At 73.2% G+C, this 14,913-nt stretch carries 12 protein-coding genes; 10 read left to right on the top strand and 2 right to left on the bottom strand.

Annotation, left to right across the window (positions count from 1 at the left end; genetic code table 11):
- Positions 1–337: 337 nt before the first annotated feature.
- The 3 genes from OHA65_RS15500 (at position 338) to OHA65_RS15490 (ending at position 5,979) form a co-directional block, all read left to right on the top strand.
- Complete coding sequence (locus OHA65_RS15500; RefSeq protein ID WP_003983763.1) at positions 338–601, top strand: WhiB family transcriptional regulator; 264 nt, start codon at positions 338–340, stop codon at positions 599–601.
- A 237-nt stretch (positions 602–838) separates the two neighbouring features.
- Positions 839–4,504, top strand: a complete 3,666-nt coding sequence (locus OHA65_RS15495; protein ID WP_405762016.1) for a glycosyltransferase — start codon at positions 839–841, stop codon at positions 4,502–4,504.
- Positions 4,501–5,979 (top strand): DUF5719 family protein, encoded by a 1,479-nt coding sequence (locus OHA65_RS15490; protein WP_405762014.1) that lies wholly within the window; start codon positions 4,501–4,503, stop codon positions 5,977–5,979. Before OHA65_RS15495 ends, OHA65_RS15490 begins: the two co-directional genes overlap by 4 nt.
- Positions 5,980–6,003: 24 nt before the next feature.
- Here OHA65_RS15490 and OHA65_RS15485 read toward each other — a convergent pair whose 3' ends face one another.
- Complete coding sequence (locus OHA65_RS15485) at positions 6,004–6,483, bottom strand: metallopeptidase family protein (protein ID WP_405756281.1); 480 nt, start codon at positions 6,481–6,483, stop codon at positions 6,004–6,006.
- 86 nt (positions 6,484–6,569) lie between these two features.
- Here OHA65_RS15485 and OHA65_RS15480 point away from each other — a divergent pair, with 86 nt between their 5' ends.
- The 6 genes from OHA65_RS15480 (at position 6,570) to OHA65_RS15455 (ending at position 12,236) form a co-directional block, all read left to right on the top strand.
- A complete protein-coding gene (locus OHA65_RS15480) occupies positions 6,570–7,001 on the top strand; it encodes a DUF3499 domain-containing protein (protein ID WP_327285664.1) in 432 nt (143 codons plus the stop codon).
- Between the two features lie 76 nt (positions 7,002–7,077).
- Positions 7,078–8,448 carry a phosphomannomutase/phosphoglucomutase gene (locus tag OHA65_RS15475; protein WP_327283701.1) on the top strand — a complete coding sequence of 457 codons (1,371 nt, stop codon included), beginning with the start codon at positions 7,078–7,080 and terminating at the stop codon, positions 8,446–8,448.
- Positions 8,449–8,534: 86 nt separating this feature from the next.
- Positions 8,535–8,720 carry a Trm112 family protein gene (locus tag OHA65_RS15470; RefSeq protein WP_030296876.1) on the top strand — a complete coding sequence of 62 codons (186 nt, stop codon included), beginning with the start codon at positions 8,535–8,537 and terminating at the stop codon, positions 8,718–8,720.
- 158 nt (positions 8,721–8,878) lie between these two features.
- A complete protein-coding gene (locus tag OHA65_RS15465) occupies positions 8,879–10,012 on the top strand; it encodes an SIS domain-containing protein (protein ID WP_327283700.1) in 1,134 nt (377 codons plus the stop codon).
- A 43-nt stretch (positions 10,013–10,055) separates the two neighbouring features.
- Complete coding sequence (gene manA / locus OHA65_RS15460) at positions 10,056–11,213, top strand: mannose-6-phosphate isomerase, class I (RefSeq protein WP_328762947.1); 1,158 nt, start codon at positions 10,056–10,058, stop codon at positions 11,211–11,213.
- Between the two features lie 93 nt (positions 11,214–11,306).
- A complete protein-coding gene (locus tag OHA65_RS15455; protein ID WP_327283698.1) occupies positions 11,307–12,236 on the top strand; it encodes a cation diffusion facilitator family transporter in 930 nt (309 codons plus the stop codon).
- An 85-nt stretch (positions 12,237–12,321) separates the two neighbouring features.
- On the opposite strand, the gene lepB is transcribed toward OHA65_RS15455, so the two are convergent.
- On the bottom strand, positions 12,322–13,011 hold the full coding sequence (gene lepB, locus OHA65_RS15450; protein ID WP_328762945.1) for a signal peptidase I: 690 nt from the start codon (positions 13,009–13,011) through the stop codon (positions 12,322–12,324).
- Between the two features lie 406 nt (positions 13,012–13,417).
- On the opposite strand from lepB, the gene ahcY reads away from it, so the two are divergent.
- A complete protein-coding gene (gene ahcY, locus OHA65_RS15445) occupies positions 13,418–14,854 on the top strand; it encodes an adenosylhomocysteinase (protein ID WP_327283696.1) in 1,437 nt (478 codons plus the stop codon).
- Positions 14,855–14,913: the final 59 nt, after the last annotated feature.

Here is a 14,913-nt window from a genome sequence, read left to right as displayed (position 1 = left end):
CACGACACGCACTTGCTCCGTCCAAACCCGAATCGCCGTCCCGTGATCGAAATGTGATCTGCGCCGCTTCTTTGGCTTGATTGCAACCACCTTCCAAGGTGTCGCGTCGATTGCGGGTGAAGACGGGCGCAGTGTGGCGTCAGATGCATGTGTCACGATTTTTGGCGATATGAACACTTTCTGCATACGCTTGGTTCCGCAGAGTGAATAAGGGGCCCAATAGCAGATCTCGGCTTGACTGCGCTGGAGCCACCCACTTGTAATTTCACTCGTGTCGTTACGTAGCGATGAGTAACGACATCACCACGGGGACGCACAGACAGAGCGAGGGGCGCACATGACCGAGCTGTTTCAGGAACTGCTGGTCGAGGAGGCGGACGAAGAGCTCGGATGGCAGGAGCGCGCTCTGTGCGCCCAGACCGACCCCGAGTCCTTCTTTCCCGAGAAGGGCGGCTCCACCCGCGAGGCCAAGAAGGTCTGCCTCGCCTGCGAAGTCCGCTCCGAATGCCTTGAGTACGCACTCGCCAACGACGAGCGATTCGGCATCTGGGGCGGCCTGTCCGAGCGCGAGCGCCGACGGCTGAAAAAAGCAGCGGTCTGAGTACGCAGAGCAACACGCACAGGTGCGCACCACCACCCGCACCACCACGCGCACGACAGAGCAATGAGCAGAGCAAACGGTCCGCCTCCTGCACCTTCCCCGCAGGAGGCGGACCGCTGTGTTTCCAGCCGTTAGTGTGGGGCGCTGTCCAGCAGCCTCCGGGAGCACACCACCCCCGGACCCCCTCCCCGGACCGCGCGTCCGGGGGGAACCCCAGGCCGGAGGGCCAGTAGAGCGATGTCCCTGCACAGCCAGTCGACGGCCTCCTACCAGGCTGCCGCCACACCCGAGTTCCCCCGGCACGTCGTCACCGCGGTCCTCGTCGCCCACGACGGCGCTCGCTGGCTGCCCAAGACGCTCGCCGGCCTCCTCGGCCAGGAACGCCCCGCCCAGAGCCACATCGCGGCCGACACCGGCAGTGCCGACGACTCCGCACGCCTGCTCGGCGAAGCCTTCGGCGAGGACCGCGTCCTGCACCTCGCCCGCCGCACCGGCTTCGGCGCCGCCGTCGACGAAGCCGCCCGCGCCGTGGGACCCCTGAGCCCCGAGGACCTCCCGTACCTCAAGCGCCCCAGCGGCTGGGACCCCGTCAGCCGCACCTGGCGCGACGACGCCTACGACCTGCCCGAACTCCCCCACGGCGAACCCGTCCAGTGGCTCTGGCTTCTCCACGACGACTGCGCCCCCGAGCCCGACGCACTCACCGAACTGCTGCGCGTCGCCGAGGAGAACCCCGACGCCGCCGTGATCGGCCCCAAGCTGCGCGGCTGGTACGACAAGAAGCAGCTCCTCGAAGCCGGCGTCACCATCGCCCGCAGCGGCCGCCGCTGGACCGGCCTCGACCGCCGCGAACAGGACCAGGGCCAGCACGACCAGGTCCGCCCCGTCCTCTCCGTCTCCACCGCGGGCATGCTCGTGCGCCGCGACGTGTACGACGACCTCGGCGGCTTCGACCGCCGTCTGCCCCTCATGCGCGACGACGTCGACCTCTGCTGGCGGGCCCAGAGTGCCGGCCACACCGTCCTCGTCGCCCCCGACGCCGTCCTGCGCCACGCCGAGGCCTCCGCCCGCGAGCGCCGCACCGTCGACTGCGCCGGACGGACGAGCTCCAGCCCGCACCGCGTCGACAAGGCCGGCGCCGTCTACACCGTCCTCGTCAACAGCTCCGGCCGCGCCCTGCCGTACGTCCTGCTGCGCGTCCTCGTCGGCACCGTGCTGCGCACCCTCGCCTACCTCGTCGGCAAGGCCCCCGGCCAGGCCGTCGACGAGATCACCGGCCTCCTCGCCACCCTGCTGCGCCCCGGCCGGATCCTCGGCGCCCGACGCAGACGCGGCCGCCCCGCCGTCCCCGCCAAGGAACTGCGCCCCCTCTTCCCGCCGCCCGGCGCGAGCCTGCGGGCCAACGCCGAACAGCTCGCCGGGTACTTCGGCGGAAACCGCGACCACGACACGGCCACCATCGGACGACACGGCGGAGCCGTCGAATCAGGCCCCGGCGGCGACGACGCCGACTACCTGGAGATCGAACAGTTCGCGCGCCTGAAGCGGATCGCCCGCAACCCCGCGCCCGTCCTCTTCGCCCTCCTCCTGCTCGTCTCCGTCATCGCCTGCCGCGCCCTGCTCGGCGGCGGCTCCCTCATGGGCGGCGCCCTGCTGCCCGCCCCCGACAGCGGACTCGACCTCTGGCGCGGCTACACCCACGACTGGCAGCCCGTCGCCACCGGCTCCACCGTCGGGGCGCCCCCCTACCTCGCCGTACTCGGTGCCTTCGCCACCCTGCTGTTCGGCTCCACCAGCGCCGCCCTGACCCTGCTGCTGGTCTGCTCGGTCCCGCTCGCCGGGCTCACCGCCTACTTCGCCTCCCGACCCCTGGTCGAATCCCGGCTGCTGCGCGCCTGGGCCGCCGTCGCCTACGCCTTCCTGCCCGCCGTCACCGGCGCCCTCGCCGGCGGCCGCCTCGGCACCGCCGTCCTCGCCGTCCTGCTCCCCCTCATCGCCCGCTCGGCCGTCGCCGCCTTCGGGTTCGGCGTGGCCGAGGGCGACCGGGCGGGCTGGCGCCCGGTGTGGACGTACACCCTCCTGCTGAGCCTGGCCGTCGCCTTCACCCCCGTCGTGTGGCCGCTCGCCGCCGTCCTCGGCACCGCCGCCCTCGTGCTGCACCGCGCCGAGTGGAAGACGTACGGCTTGCGGCTGCTCGCCACCCTCGCCGTCCCGCTCGTCGTGCTCGCCCCCTGGTCGCTGAGCCTGCTCACGCATCCCGACCGGTTCTTGCACGAAGCCGGACTGCCGTACGGATCCGGCTCGGCCACCGCCCTGGACCTGCTCGGCTTCAGCCCTGGCGGCCCCCGCACCGCCGGTGGCCTGCTGCTCGTCGGCACCGTCCTCGCCGCCGTGGCCGCCCTGCTGCGCGCCGAGCGGCAGTTCGCCGTCCGCACCGCCTGGGCCACCGCCCTCGCCGCGTTGCTGCTGGCCGTCGTCGTCAACCGCACCGGCTGGGCCGGGCCCGCCACCCTCGTCTACGGACTGGCCCTGCTCGCCGCCGCAGTCGTCGGCGCCGACGGCGCCAAGGAGCGCGTCGCCGCCAGCAGCTTCGGTTGGCGCCAGCCGCTCGCCGCGCTGATCGCGCTCGCGGCGGCCGCCGGACCGCTGCTCGGCGCCGCCGGCTGGATGATCAGCGGCGCCGACGGCCCCCTGGAACGCCGCGACCCGGTCCAGGTCCCCGCCTTCGTCGCCGAGGAGAGCAGCACCCGCGACCAGGCCCGCACCCTCGTCCTCGGCGGCGCCTCGCCCGCCACCGTCTCCTACACCCTGGTCCGCGGCTCCGGCGGACGCCTCGGCGACGCCGAGACCGCAGCCGCGGCCGGCAGCAGCCCCCGGCTCGACAAGGTCGTCTCCAGCCTCGTCGCCGGCTCCGGCGCCGACCAGAGCGACCAGCTCAGCGGGTTCGCCATCCGCTACGTCCTGGTCCGCGACCGGGCCCCGCAGCAGATGCGCAAGGTCCTCGACGCCACCCCCGGCCTCAGCCGCCTCAGCCAGCTCGACGGCAGCGCCCTGTGGCGGGTGGACCGCCAGGTCGCCCGCGCCACCATCGTCTCCGGCAAGCCCGGCGAGGCCCCCATCCCGGTCGCCTCCGGACCCGTGGACGTCCACACCAAGATCCCGGCCGGCGAGGCCGGCCGCGTGCTGCGCATCGCGGACACCGCCGCCCCCGGCTGGCAGGCCACGCTCGACGGCAAGCCCCTCAAGCCCAAGACCCTCGACGGCTGGGCCCAGGGCTTCGAACTCCCCGCCGCCGGCGGCCGCCTCGACCTCGTCCACCAGGACGCGCTGACCCGCACCGCCTGGCACTGGGCCCAGGGCCTGCTCGCGCTCGTGCTGCTCGTCATGGCCCTGCCGGGCCGCCGGGCGCGCCTCGACGACGACCTGCCGGAAGAGGAGACCGAGGCCGCCGACCGCGCCGCCGCGGGCGAGGCCGGCGAAGGCCGCCGGGCCCGCCGGCTGCGCGCCGAGGCGCAGTCCCCGGCCTCCGCGGCGCCGGCCGGCGCCGCGGAGGCCGCGGGCGCGGTCGCCGATCCGTACGCCGGGATCCCGGCGCAGCCGGTGTACGGCGACGACGCGTACGCGTACCAGACGTACGGCGACCAGGGCTACGCCTACGAGCAGCAGCCCCAGCAGCCCCAGCAGCCCCAGCAGCCCCAGCAGCCGTACGTGCCGGCGCCCGCCCAGGCCCCGGAGTACGAGCAGTACCCGTACCCGCAGCAGGGCTACGACCCCCAGCAGGCGTACCCGCCGCAGCCGCAGCAGCAGCCGTACCCCTACCCGCCGCACGAGCAGCCCCACGAGCAGCCGTACGACACCTACGGACAGCAACAGCCGCGTCCGGACGGGAGCCCCCAGCAGTGAAGCAGCGCGCACCCCTGACGCTGGCGGCTGCGGTCGCGGCCCTGGCGGCCGTCACCGGCATCGCCCAGCTCACCGCCCCCGCCGCCCCGGCCGCCGACGCCAAGACGGCGGCCGCGGCCCGGATGCCGGTGGAGCGGTCCGCGCTGGTCTGCCCGGCGCCCAGCTCCTCGGACATCGCGGAGACCACGTACACGGCGATCACCCCCGGCGCGGCCGGTACCGGCGGCAAGGGCACGGCCCGGCTGCTCGGCGCGACCAAGGAGGCCAAGCCGGTGCTGGAGCTCAAGGAGCGCGCCAAGCCCGCCGGGGCGACCGCCTCCGGCGCGGAAGCACCCGCGCTGACGGGTGTCGCCGACGGCGTCCTGGCCCCCGGCTGGACGGCGCAGCAGACCACGAAGGTCGCGGTCGGCCGGGCACGCGGCGTCCTCGGCGTCGGCTGCACCACGCCGGGCACCGACTTCTGGTTCCCCGGCGCCAGTACGGCCAAGGGGCGCGAGGACTACGTGCACCTCACCAACCCGGACGCCACCGCGGCCGTGATCGACATCAAGATGTTCGGCCCGGACGGGGCGGTCAAGTCCGAGGGCGGCACCGGCGAGAACATCCGCATCGACCCCAAGTCCACCAAGGCCGTCTCGCTGGCCTCCCTCGCCCCCGGCGCCCAGCTCGCGGACGTCACCGCCCACGTGACGACCCGTGCGGGCCGGGTCGGGGCCTCCGTGCAGGTCGGCGAGGAAGGGGTGGGCGCCGACTGGCTGGCGGCCTCCGCCGACCCGGCCGGCTCGCTCGTACTGCCCGGGATCCCGGCGGACGCCACCTCCGTACGGCTGGTGGCCTTCGCCCCCGGCGAGGAGGACGCGGACCTCACCGTCAAGCTGGCCGGCCCGAACGGTTCGATCAGCCCGGCGGGCAACGAACAGCTGCACCTCAAGGGCGGCATGACGGCGAGCCTCGACCTCAAGGACGTGACCCGCGGCGAGGCGGGCTCGCTGGTGCTGACCCCGGCGAACGGCAAGAAGGCCGTTCCGGTGGTGGCGGCCGTCCACGTGGTCCGCGGCAGCGGCGCCAAGCAGGAGATGGCGTTCATCCCGGCGGCCGGGCCGGTCGGAACGCGGGCCACGGTCGCAGACGACCGAGCCGACGAGAACGCGACGGTGCTCTCGCTGACGGCGGTGGGTGGCGAAGCGAAGGTCAAGGTGACGGCGTCGGCGGGCACGGAGGCCGGGGAACCGGCTTCGAAGGAGGTCACGGTCAAGGCGGGCACGACCCAGACGGTGGCCCTGGCCCCGGCGGGCGCCAAGGGTGCCTACGCGCTGACCGTCGAGACCGTCTCCGGCGGCACCGTGTACGCGTCCCGCACCCTGACGCTGCCCCACGAGGGCATCCCGATGTTCACGATCCAGCCCCTGTCGGACGACCACGCGATGGTCTCGGTCCCCAAGGCCACCCAGGACCTCACGGTCCTGACCGACTAGCCCGGTCCGGTCGGGACGGATCCGTCAGTCCTGGCCGTACCGGGGGTCGACCGTCTCCGGGGACAGCCCCAGCAGCTCCGCCACCTGCTCCACCACGATCTCGTGCACGAGCAGCGCCCGCTCGTCCCGGCTCTTCGTCCGGATCTCCACCGGCCGCCGGAACACCACCACCCGCGCCGGCCGGCCCGGCTCCGGCGCCTCCGACAGTGCGCCGAGCGGCACCGCCTCGTCGTTCCAGCCGGCGTCCGGACCGCCCGGCGGCCCCGGCACGTCCGCGACCACGAACTCCACCTCCGCCAGCTGCGGCCACCGCCGCTCCAGCCGTTCGACCGAGTCCCGTACGAGGTCCCCGAACAGCTCCGCCCGGCTCGCCGACAGCGGCACCTGCGGCGGCGCCAGCGGCCCCCGCATGCCCCGCCCGTGCCGGTCGCGACGGCGCGGCCGCGGTTCGGCGGGAGGCTCGGCGGAGCGGGGCGGGCCGGGGGGCAGGGGGGTGTCCGTCACCCCCGCAGCGTAGCCCGCAGAGCCCTTCCCACCCGGGCCTTTCCGGACCCGCCGCGCCCCGCCGCGGGCACGACACGGGGAGTGGCCTGCGGGAGAGTCGTCGCGGCCCGGTCAAGAGTGCGGTACCGTCCAACGTCGTGAGCCCTGTACGTCGCTGTTCGCGCACCGCGTGCGGCCGCCCTGCCGTCGCGACACTGACGTACGTCTACGCCGATTCGACCGCAGTTCTCGGCCCGCTCGCCACCTACGCCGAGCCCCACTGCTACGACCTGTGTGCCGAGCACTCCGAGCGCCTGACCGCCCCGCGCGGCTGGGACGTCGTCCGCCTGACCGACGGCTCCGCGCCGTCCCGCCCGAGCGGCGACGACCTCGAAGCCTTGGCCAACGCCGTGCGTGAGGCGGCCCGTCCGTACGACCGCTCCGCCGAGGCCGGCGGCACCGGTCCCGGCAAGGGCGGCAGCGGCACCGGGGAGACCCGCCGCGGACACCTGCGCGTCCTGCGCTCGCCCGACTCCTGACATCACATGGTCTGAAAAGCCCCTCTGCGTGCACGGTAGGTTTGCTCCACCGCACAGCACCTCAGGAGGGCAGGCAGTGGCCGCAGATCTTTCGAACATCGTCAAGGCGTACGACGTACGTGGTGTCGTACCCGACGAGTGGGACGAGTCGCTGGCCGAGCTGTTCGGGGCTGCTTTCGTGGAGGTCACCGGCGCCACGGCGATCGTCGTCGGCCACGACATGCGGCCCTCCTCGCCCGCCCTGTCCGGCGCCTTCGCGCGCGGCGCCGCCGCCCGCGGCGTCGACGTCACCCTGATCGGGCTGTGCTCCACCGACCAGCTGTACTACGCCTCCGGCATCCTCGACCTGCCCGGCGCGATGTTCACCGCCTCGCACAACCCGGCCCGGTACAACGGCATCAAGCTCTGCCGGGCCGGCGCCGCCCCGGTCGGCCAGGACACCGGCCTCGCCACGATCCGCGAACGCGTCGAGCGGTGGTCCGAGGAGGGCGCCCCCGCCGTCGCGGAAGGCACCGTCCCGGGCACCGTCACCGAGCGGGACACCCTCGCCGGGTACGCCGACCACCTGAAGGGCCTGGTCGACCTCACCGCGATCCGCCCGCTGAAGGTCGTCGTGGACGCGGGCAACGGCATGGGCGGCCACACCGTCCCCACCGTCTTCGAGGGCCTGCCCCTCGACCTCGTCCCGATGTACTTCGAGCTCGACGGCACCTTCCCCAACCACGAGGCCAACCCCCTCGACCCGAAGAACCTCGTCGACCTCCAGGCCCGCGTGAAGGCCGAGGGCGCCGACCTCGGCCTCGCCTTCGACGGCGACGCCGACCGCTGCTTCGTCGTCGACGAGCGCGGCGAGGGCGTCTCCCCGTCCGCCGTCACCGCCCTGGTCGCGGCCCGCGAACTGGCCCGCAACGGCGGCGCCGGCACCGTGATCCACAACCTGATCACCTCCTGGTCCGTCCCCGAGGTCGTCCGCGAGCACGGCGGCACCCCCGTCCGCACCCGCGTCGGCCACTCCTTCATCAAGGAGGAGATGGCCAGGTCCGGCGCCATCTTCGGCGGCGAGCACTCGGCGCACTACTACTTCAAGGACTTCTGGAACGCGGACACCGGCATGCTCGCCGCGCTCCACGTCCTCGCCGCCCTCGGCGGCCAGGACGGGCCGCTCTCCGAACTGGTCGCCTCCTACGACCGCTACGAGGGCTCCGGCGAGATCAACTCCACCGTCGCCGACCAGGCCGACCGCCTCGCCGCCGTCAAGGCCGCCTACGGCTCCACCGAGGGCATCACCTTCGACGAGCTCGACGGCCTGACCGCCACCTCCGCCGACTGGTGGTTCAACCTGCGCGCCTCCAACACCGAGCCGCTGCTGCGCCTCAACGTCGAAGCCCGCGACCCGGCGACCCTCGCCAAGGTCCGTGACGAGGTCCTCGCGCTCGTCCGCGCGTAAGCGCCGTGTCACCGCCGGGCCGCGCGACGTGCGGCCCGGCGGTACGCTGACCTCGCCCAATCCGCATGTTCGAAGGGAACCGCCCCATGCCGCTCGAAGCCGGCCTTCTGGAGATCCTCGCCTGCCCCGCCTGCCACTCGCCCCTTGAGGACAAGTCGGCCGACGAAGCGGCTCCCGAGCTGATCTGCACCGGCCGGGACTGCGGCCTCGCGTACCCGGTCCGCGACGGCATCCCCGTCCTCCTCGTCGACGAGGCCCGCCGCCCCGCCTGAGGCGCCGGCCCGCCCGAGCCCGGGCCGCCACGGTCCGGGGTCCGCGGCCGCCACGGTCCGGACCGCGGCCGCACGCACACGCAGCACAGGGGCGTCCCCCGCAGCCGGGCGCCCGAGCAACCGAGTCGCCCGCCCTTCTGACCCAGCCGGAGGCCGAAATGCTCGACGAGTCGCTCCTCGACGCACCGGACGAGCTCGCCCGCGCCGACCGCCGCGGCCTGCTCCGCGGCGCCGCCGAGGCCGGGGCCAGAGTCCGCACCGCAGCCCGGCACGCGACCGAGGCCGGCCTCGACGGCCTGCGCCCCGACGGCCGGCCCCGCGCCGTCCTCATCGCCGGGCCCGGCACCGCCGCGACCGGAGTGGCCGACCTGCTCGGCGCCCTCGCCGGAGCCTCCGCACCCGTCATCCGCCTGCACCCCACCGGCGTCGCCCACGCCGCCGGAGCCCTGCGCTGGGCGCTGCCCGGCTGGGCCGGCTCCCTCGACCTGCTGCTCGTCGCCACCACCGACGGCAGCGAACCCGGACTCGCCGTCCTCGCCGAGCAGGCCTACCGGCGCGGCTGCACCGTCGTCGCCGTCGCGCCCGAGCGGTCCCCGCTGAGCGAAGCCGTGGACGGCGCGCACGGGCTCCTCGTACCGATGGCGAAGGCCCCGTACCAGGAGTACGACGAGTCCGCCGCGGCCGGACCCGGAGCCCTGTGGGCCCTGCTGACGCCGCTGCTGGTGCTCCTCGACAAGGTCGGCCTGATCACCGCCGCGCCCGAGACCCTCCAGCGCGTCGCCGACCGGCTCGACCGCACCGCCGAGCGCTGCGGACCGGCCATCGCCACGTACTCCAACCCGGCGAAGACGCTCGCCGCCGAGCTCGCCGACTCCCTCCCGCTCATCTGGAGCGAGGGCGCGGGCGCGGGCCCGGCCGGCCGCCGCTTCGCCGCCACCCTCGCCGAGCTCGCCGGCCGCCCCGCACTCGCCGCCGACCTCCCCGAGGCGCTGCCCGCCCACGGGGTCCTGCTCGCAGGCTCCTTCGCCGCCGGCGCCGATCCCGAAGACTTCTTCCGTGACCGGGTGGAGGAGCCCCAGGCCCTCCGCGCCCGCATCGTCCTGCTGCGCGACCGGCCCACGGGCGGACTCAGCGCCGCCCCGGCCGCGCGCGAGCTCGCCCTCAGCCACGACACGGCCATCAGCGAGCTCGAACCCGAGGAGGGCGGCGAACTGGAACAGCTCGCCGAGCTCCTCGCCGTCACGGATTTCGCCACCGCCTACCTGGCGCTGGCGAGCAGGGGACACGGCTGAGCACGCCACCGTGCCGGCCCTTCATCCAGGAAGACGGACGAAGATGGACCGCCTGACGAACACGATCCGCCCCTACGCCTGGGGATCGACGACCGCGATCCCCGGGCTCCTCGGCGTCGAACCCACCGGGGAGCCCCAGGCCGAGATGTGGATGGGCGCGCACCCGAGCGCCCCGTCGCGCCTCGACCGGGGCGCCGGCGAGACCACCCTCGCGGACGTCATCGCCGCCGACCCCGAGCGGGAGCTCGGCGCGGCCGCCGTCGCCAAGTTCGGCCCCCGGCTGCCCTTCCTCTTCAAGATCCTCGCGGCGGGAGCCCCGCTCTCCCTCCAGGTCCACCCCGACCTGGAGCAGGCCGGGGCGGGCTACGCCGACGAGGAGCGCCGCGGGATTGCGATCGACGCGGCCCACCGCAACTACAAGGACCCAAACCACAAGCCCGAGATGATCTGCGCGCTCACCCCCTTCGACGGCCTGTGCGGGTTCCGCGCGCCGCTGGAGGCCGCCGAGCTCCTCGCGGGCCTCGGGGTGGACTCCCTCAAGCCGTACGTCGACCTCCTCCGGGCCCACCCGGAGGAGGCGGCACTGCGCGAGATGCTCACGGCCGTACTGACCGCGGACCGCGCCGAGATGGCCCGTACGGTCGCCGAGGCGGGCGCCGCCTTCGAACGCCTCGGGGCCCCGTACGCGCCGTACGCCAAGCTCGTCCACCACTTCCCCGGTGACCCGGGCGTGATCGCGGCCATGCTCCTCAACCACGTCCGACTCCAGCCCGGCGAGGCCATGTTCCTCGGTGCCGGCGTCCCGCACGCCTACCTCGACGGCCTCGGCGTGGAACTGCTGGCCAACTCCGACAACGTGCTGCGCGCCGGACTCACCCCCAAACACGTGGACGTGCCCGAGCTGCTGAAGATCGTGCGGTTCGAGCCCGGTGACCCGGCCGTACAGCGCCCCGAGGGCAACGGCGAGGAGGTCTACGAGACCCCCGTCGACGAGTTCCGGCTCTCCCGCTTCGCCCTGGCCCCCGGCGCCGCCCCCCACCCCCTCCCGGACGCGGCCCCGCAGATCCTGCTGTGTACGGCGGGTCGTCCTAAGGTCGGTGAAGAGACCCTGTCCCCCGGGGAGTCGGTCTTCGTCCCGGCGGGCGAAAAGGCCGAACTGTCCGGTATCGGTACTGTCTTCCGGGCCACCGTCGCCGTCTGACGTGGCGTCCGCGGCCACGGCTGCAACAATGTGCCGCCGTAGCGCGGCGCCCCCGGCAGGGCCGCCGTACCGAGGAAGGGACTTCAGAAACCCATGAGCGCGTCCGGCGGTACCAGGGCGATCGTGGCGGCACTCGCCGCCAATCTCGCCATCGCTGTAGCCAAGTTCGTGGCCTTCGTCTTCAGTGGGTCGTCGTCGATGCTCGCGGAAAGCGTCCACTCGCTGGCCGACTCCGGGAACCAGGGGCTGCTGCTCCTCGGCGGAAAGAAGGCCCAGCGCGAGGCGACGCCGCAACACCCCTTCGGGTACGGGCGCGAACGCTACATCTACGCCTTCCTCGTCTCCATCGTGCTCTTCACCGTCGGCGGCATGTTCGCCATCTACGAGGGAGTCGAGAAGGTCCAGCACCCGCATCCCATCGAGGACTGGTACTGGCCGATCGGTGTGCTCCTCTTCGCGCTCGTCGCGGAGGGGTTCTCCTTCAAGACGGCGATCAAGGAGTCGAACGAGATCCGCGGCACGTTGTCCTGGAGCCAGTTCATCAGGCGCGCCAAGGCCCCCGAGCTGCCGGTGGTCCTACTGGAGGACTTCGGCGCACTCGTCGGCCTGGTCCTCGCCCTCGGCGGCGTCGGCCTCGCCCTCGCCACCGGCGACGGCGTTTGGGACGGCATCGGCACCCTGTGCATCGGCACGCTGCTGATCCTCATCGCGATCGTGCTGGCCGCCGAGACCAAGTCCCTGCTGCTCGGCGAGGCCGCCGGCACGGAGGACGTCGAGAAGATCAGGGCCGCCCTCGTCGACGGCGACGTCGTCACCCGCGTGATCCACATGCGCACCCTCCACCTCGGCCCGGAGGAGCTCCTGGTCGCCGCCAAGATCGCCGTCCAGCACGACGACACGGCCACCGAGATCGCCGACGCCATCAACGCGGCCGAGGCCAGGATCCGCGAGGCGGTCCCGATCGCCCGCGTGATCTACCTGGAGCCGGACATCTACCACGCGGAAGCCGCCGCGAAGGGCTGACGCTCCCCACCCCTTCCGTGCCGGGGCCCCCGCAGCGCAGACGCGCCGCGGGGGCCCTCGTACGACCGGACGGCACGGGCCGGTGCTACCGGGCGACCGCCTGCACCTGCCCGACCTGCTGGAGTCGACCCTTCCGCCGCGCCCGCCCGCGCACCACCAGGGCCGCGGCGCCCACGCCGCCGCCGGCGAGGATCAGGGCGATCCCGACGAGGCCGGCCGCGCCGGCCGCAAGGAAACCCGCGGGCGCCGCGACGGCCTTGCCCCGGACCGCCGACACCGGCAGGGTCCCGTCGTGGTCGGAGAGCCGCATGCGCGAGTCGTTGGAGTTGCCGCGGTTGTCGCCGAGTACGAACATCCGCCCCTCGGGCACGATCACGTCGAAGGAGGCCGTCGCCGGGGTGGCCCGGTCCTTCAGGTAGGGCTCCTCCAACGGCACGCCGTTGAGCACCAGCGTGGGATCGCCCGCCTTGTACGAGATCCGGTCCCCGCCGAGGGCCACCACCCGCTTCAGGACGTCCCCCTTCGGCACCCAGGTCGGAGCCGAGATCAGGGCGATGTCCCCGCGCCGGATCCCGCTGCCACCGCCGAGCGTGAAGTAGGCGGTGTCCCCGCGCCGGTACGTCGGGTCCATCGACACGCTCGGGACGGAACGGGACGTGTACCCGTCCTCGACCAGGACGGCGGTCGCCACCGTCACCCCGAGGGCCAGCGTCCCGCCGAGCGCCAGCAGCGCCACCGCCCACATCCCGAGTCTTCGCCCCGGCGTGCGCTCCATGTACGTGTCCCTCCCGAACGGCTGTGCGTGCGCGGGAGATCGTACGGCCCGGCGGATCTCGCGGATCACGACCGGGCGCTCCGGACCGTCCGGGCCGACCAAAAGTCCGAAAGGCCGGGCACCCTGCCCGCCGGCGGGCCCCGCCCGCAGGTGCGTGCGGCTTTCGCGCAGCCCTCCGCGCAGCCGTTCACGTGGCAACTTCTTTCCCGGCAGCCGGGGCACGTTCCGCCGACCGGTGTAGGTTTGGCATAGTGTCAGGCGTCGCTGCTGATGGCGGTCGGGCGGTCCTCGGGGACCGGCCGAGGGGAGAGAGGACCCCCGACGGACTGAGCGCCCGGTGCAACCGTCCCACGGACGATGCACGGCTCAGCCGTACCCACCTCTCGACCCATGAGGAGCAGTACCCATGGACTTCAAGGTCGCCGACCTTTCCCTCGCCGCCTTCGGCCGCAAGGAGATCACCCTCGCCGAGCACGAGATGCCCGGCCTGATGTCGATCCGCCGCGAGTACGCCGCGGCCCAGCCGCTCGCCGGCGCCCGCATCACCGGCTCCCTGCACATGACGGTGCAGACGGCCGTCCTGATCGAGACGCTGGTCGCCCTCGGCGCCGACGTCCGCTGGGCCTCCTGCAACATCTTCTCCACCCAGGACCACGCGGCCGCCGCCATCGCGGTGGGCCCGAACGGCACCCCCGAGAACCCGCAGGGCGTCCCCGTCTTCGCCTGGAAGGGCGAGACGCTGGAGGAGTACTGGTGGTGCACGGAGCAGGCGCTGACCTGGCCGAACACCCCCACCGGCGGCCCGAACATGATCCTCGACGACGGTGGTGACGCCACCCTCCTCGTCCACAAGGGCGTCGAGTTCGAGAAGGTCGGCTCCGCCCCGGACCCGTCCACGGCGGACTCCGAGGAGTACGGCCACATCCTCACCCTGCTGAACCGCACCCTCGGCGAGACCCCGCAGAAGTGGACGCAGCTCGCGTCCGAGATCCGCGGCGTCACCGAGGAGACCACCACCGGTGTCCACCGCCTGTACGAAATGATGGCCGAGGGCAGCCTGCTCTTCCCGGCCATCAACGTGAACGACGCCGTCACCAAGTCGAAGTTCGACAACAAGTACGGCTGCCGCCACTCCCTCATCGACGGCATCAACCGCGCCACCGACGTCCTCATCGGCGGCAAGGTCGCGGTCGTCTTCGGCTACGGCGACGTCGGCAAGGGCTGCGCCGAGTCGCTGCGCGGCCAGGGCGCCCGCGTCATCGTCACCGAGATCGACCCGATCTGCGCGCTCCAGGCGGCCATGGACGGCTTCCAGGTCGCGACGCTGGACGACGTCGTCGAGACGGCCGACATCTTCATCACGACCACGGGCAACAAGGACATCATCATGGCCGCCGACATGGCCAAGATGAAGCACCAGGCGATCGTGGGCAACATCGGCCACTTCGACAACGAGATCGACATGGCCGGTCTGGCCAAGATCGACGGCATCGTCAAGGACGAGGTCAAGCCGCAGGTCCACACCTGGAAGTTCCCCGACGGCAAGGTCCTCATCGTCCTCTCCGAGGGCCGCCTGCTGAACCTGGGCAACGCGACCGGCCACCCGTCCTTCGTGATGTCGAACTCCTTCGCGGACCAGACCCTGGCCCAGATCGAGCTCTTCACCAAGCCGGAGGAGTACCCGACCGACGTCTACGTGCTGCCCAAGCACCTCGACGAGAAGGTCGCCCGCCTCCACCTGGACGCCCTCGGCGTCAAGCTCACGACGCTCCGCCCCGAGCAGGCCAACTACATCGGCGTCAAGGTCGAGGGCCCGTACAAGCCGGACCACTACCGCTACTGATCCGCACGCGGCAGCAGCACCAGCACGTCCCGCAGGCCCCCGGCGAGATGCCGGGGGCC

The organism is Streptomyces sp. NBC_00045 (genome assembly GCF_045041095.1).
In the GTDB taxonomy this organism is placed as follows: domain Bacteria; phylum Actinomycetota; class Actinomycetes; order Streptomycetales; family Streptomycetaceae; genus Streptomyces.
This window is presented reverse-complemented; position numbering and strand designations above follow the sequence as displayed.

What these genes read in the sequence shown, in the direction of transcription:
- OHA65_RS15500 (WP_003983763.1), top strand. Translation starts at nt 338, where the DNA reads ATGACCGAGCTGTTTCAGGAACTGCTGGTCGAGGAGGCGGACGAAGAG.
- OHA65_RS15495 (WP_405762016.1), top strand. Translation starts at nt 839, where the DNA reads ATGTCCCTGCACAGCCAGTCGACGGCCTCCTACCAGGCTGCCGCCACA.
- OHA65_RS15470 (WP_030296876.1), top strand. Translation starts at nt 8,535, where the DNA reads ATGCCGCTCGAAGCCGGCCTTCTGGAGATCCTCGCCTGCCCCGCCTGC.
- OHA65_RS15465 (WP_327283700.1), top strand. Translation starts at nt 8,879, where the DNA reads ATGCTCGACGAGTCGCTCCTCGACGCACCGGACGAGCTCGCCCGCGCC.
- manA (WP_328762947.1), top strand. Translation starts at nt 10,056, where the DNA reads ATGGACCGCCTGACGAACACGATCCGCCCCTACGCCTGGGGATCGACG.
- OHA65_RS15455 (WP_327283698.1), top strand. Translation starts at nt 11,307, where the DNA reads ATGAGCGCGTCCGGCGGTACCAGGGCGATCGTGGCGGCACTCGCCGCC.
- lepB (WP_328762945.1), bottom strand. Translation starts at nt 13,011, where the DNA reads ATGGAGCGCACGCCGGGGCGAAGACTCGGGATGTGGGCGGTGGCGCTG.
- ahcY (WP_327283696.1), top strand. Translation starts at nt 13,418, where the DNA reads ATGGACTTCAAGGTCGCCGACCTTTCCCTCGCCGCCTTCGGCCGCAAG.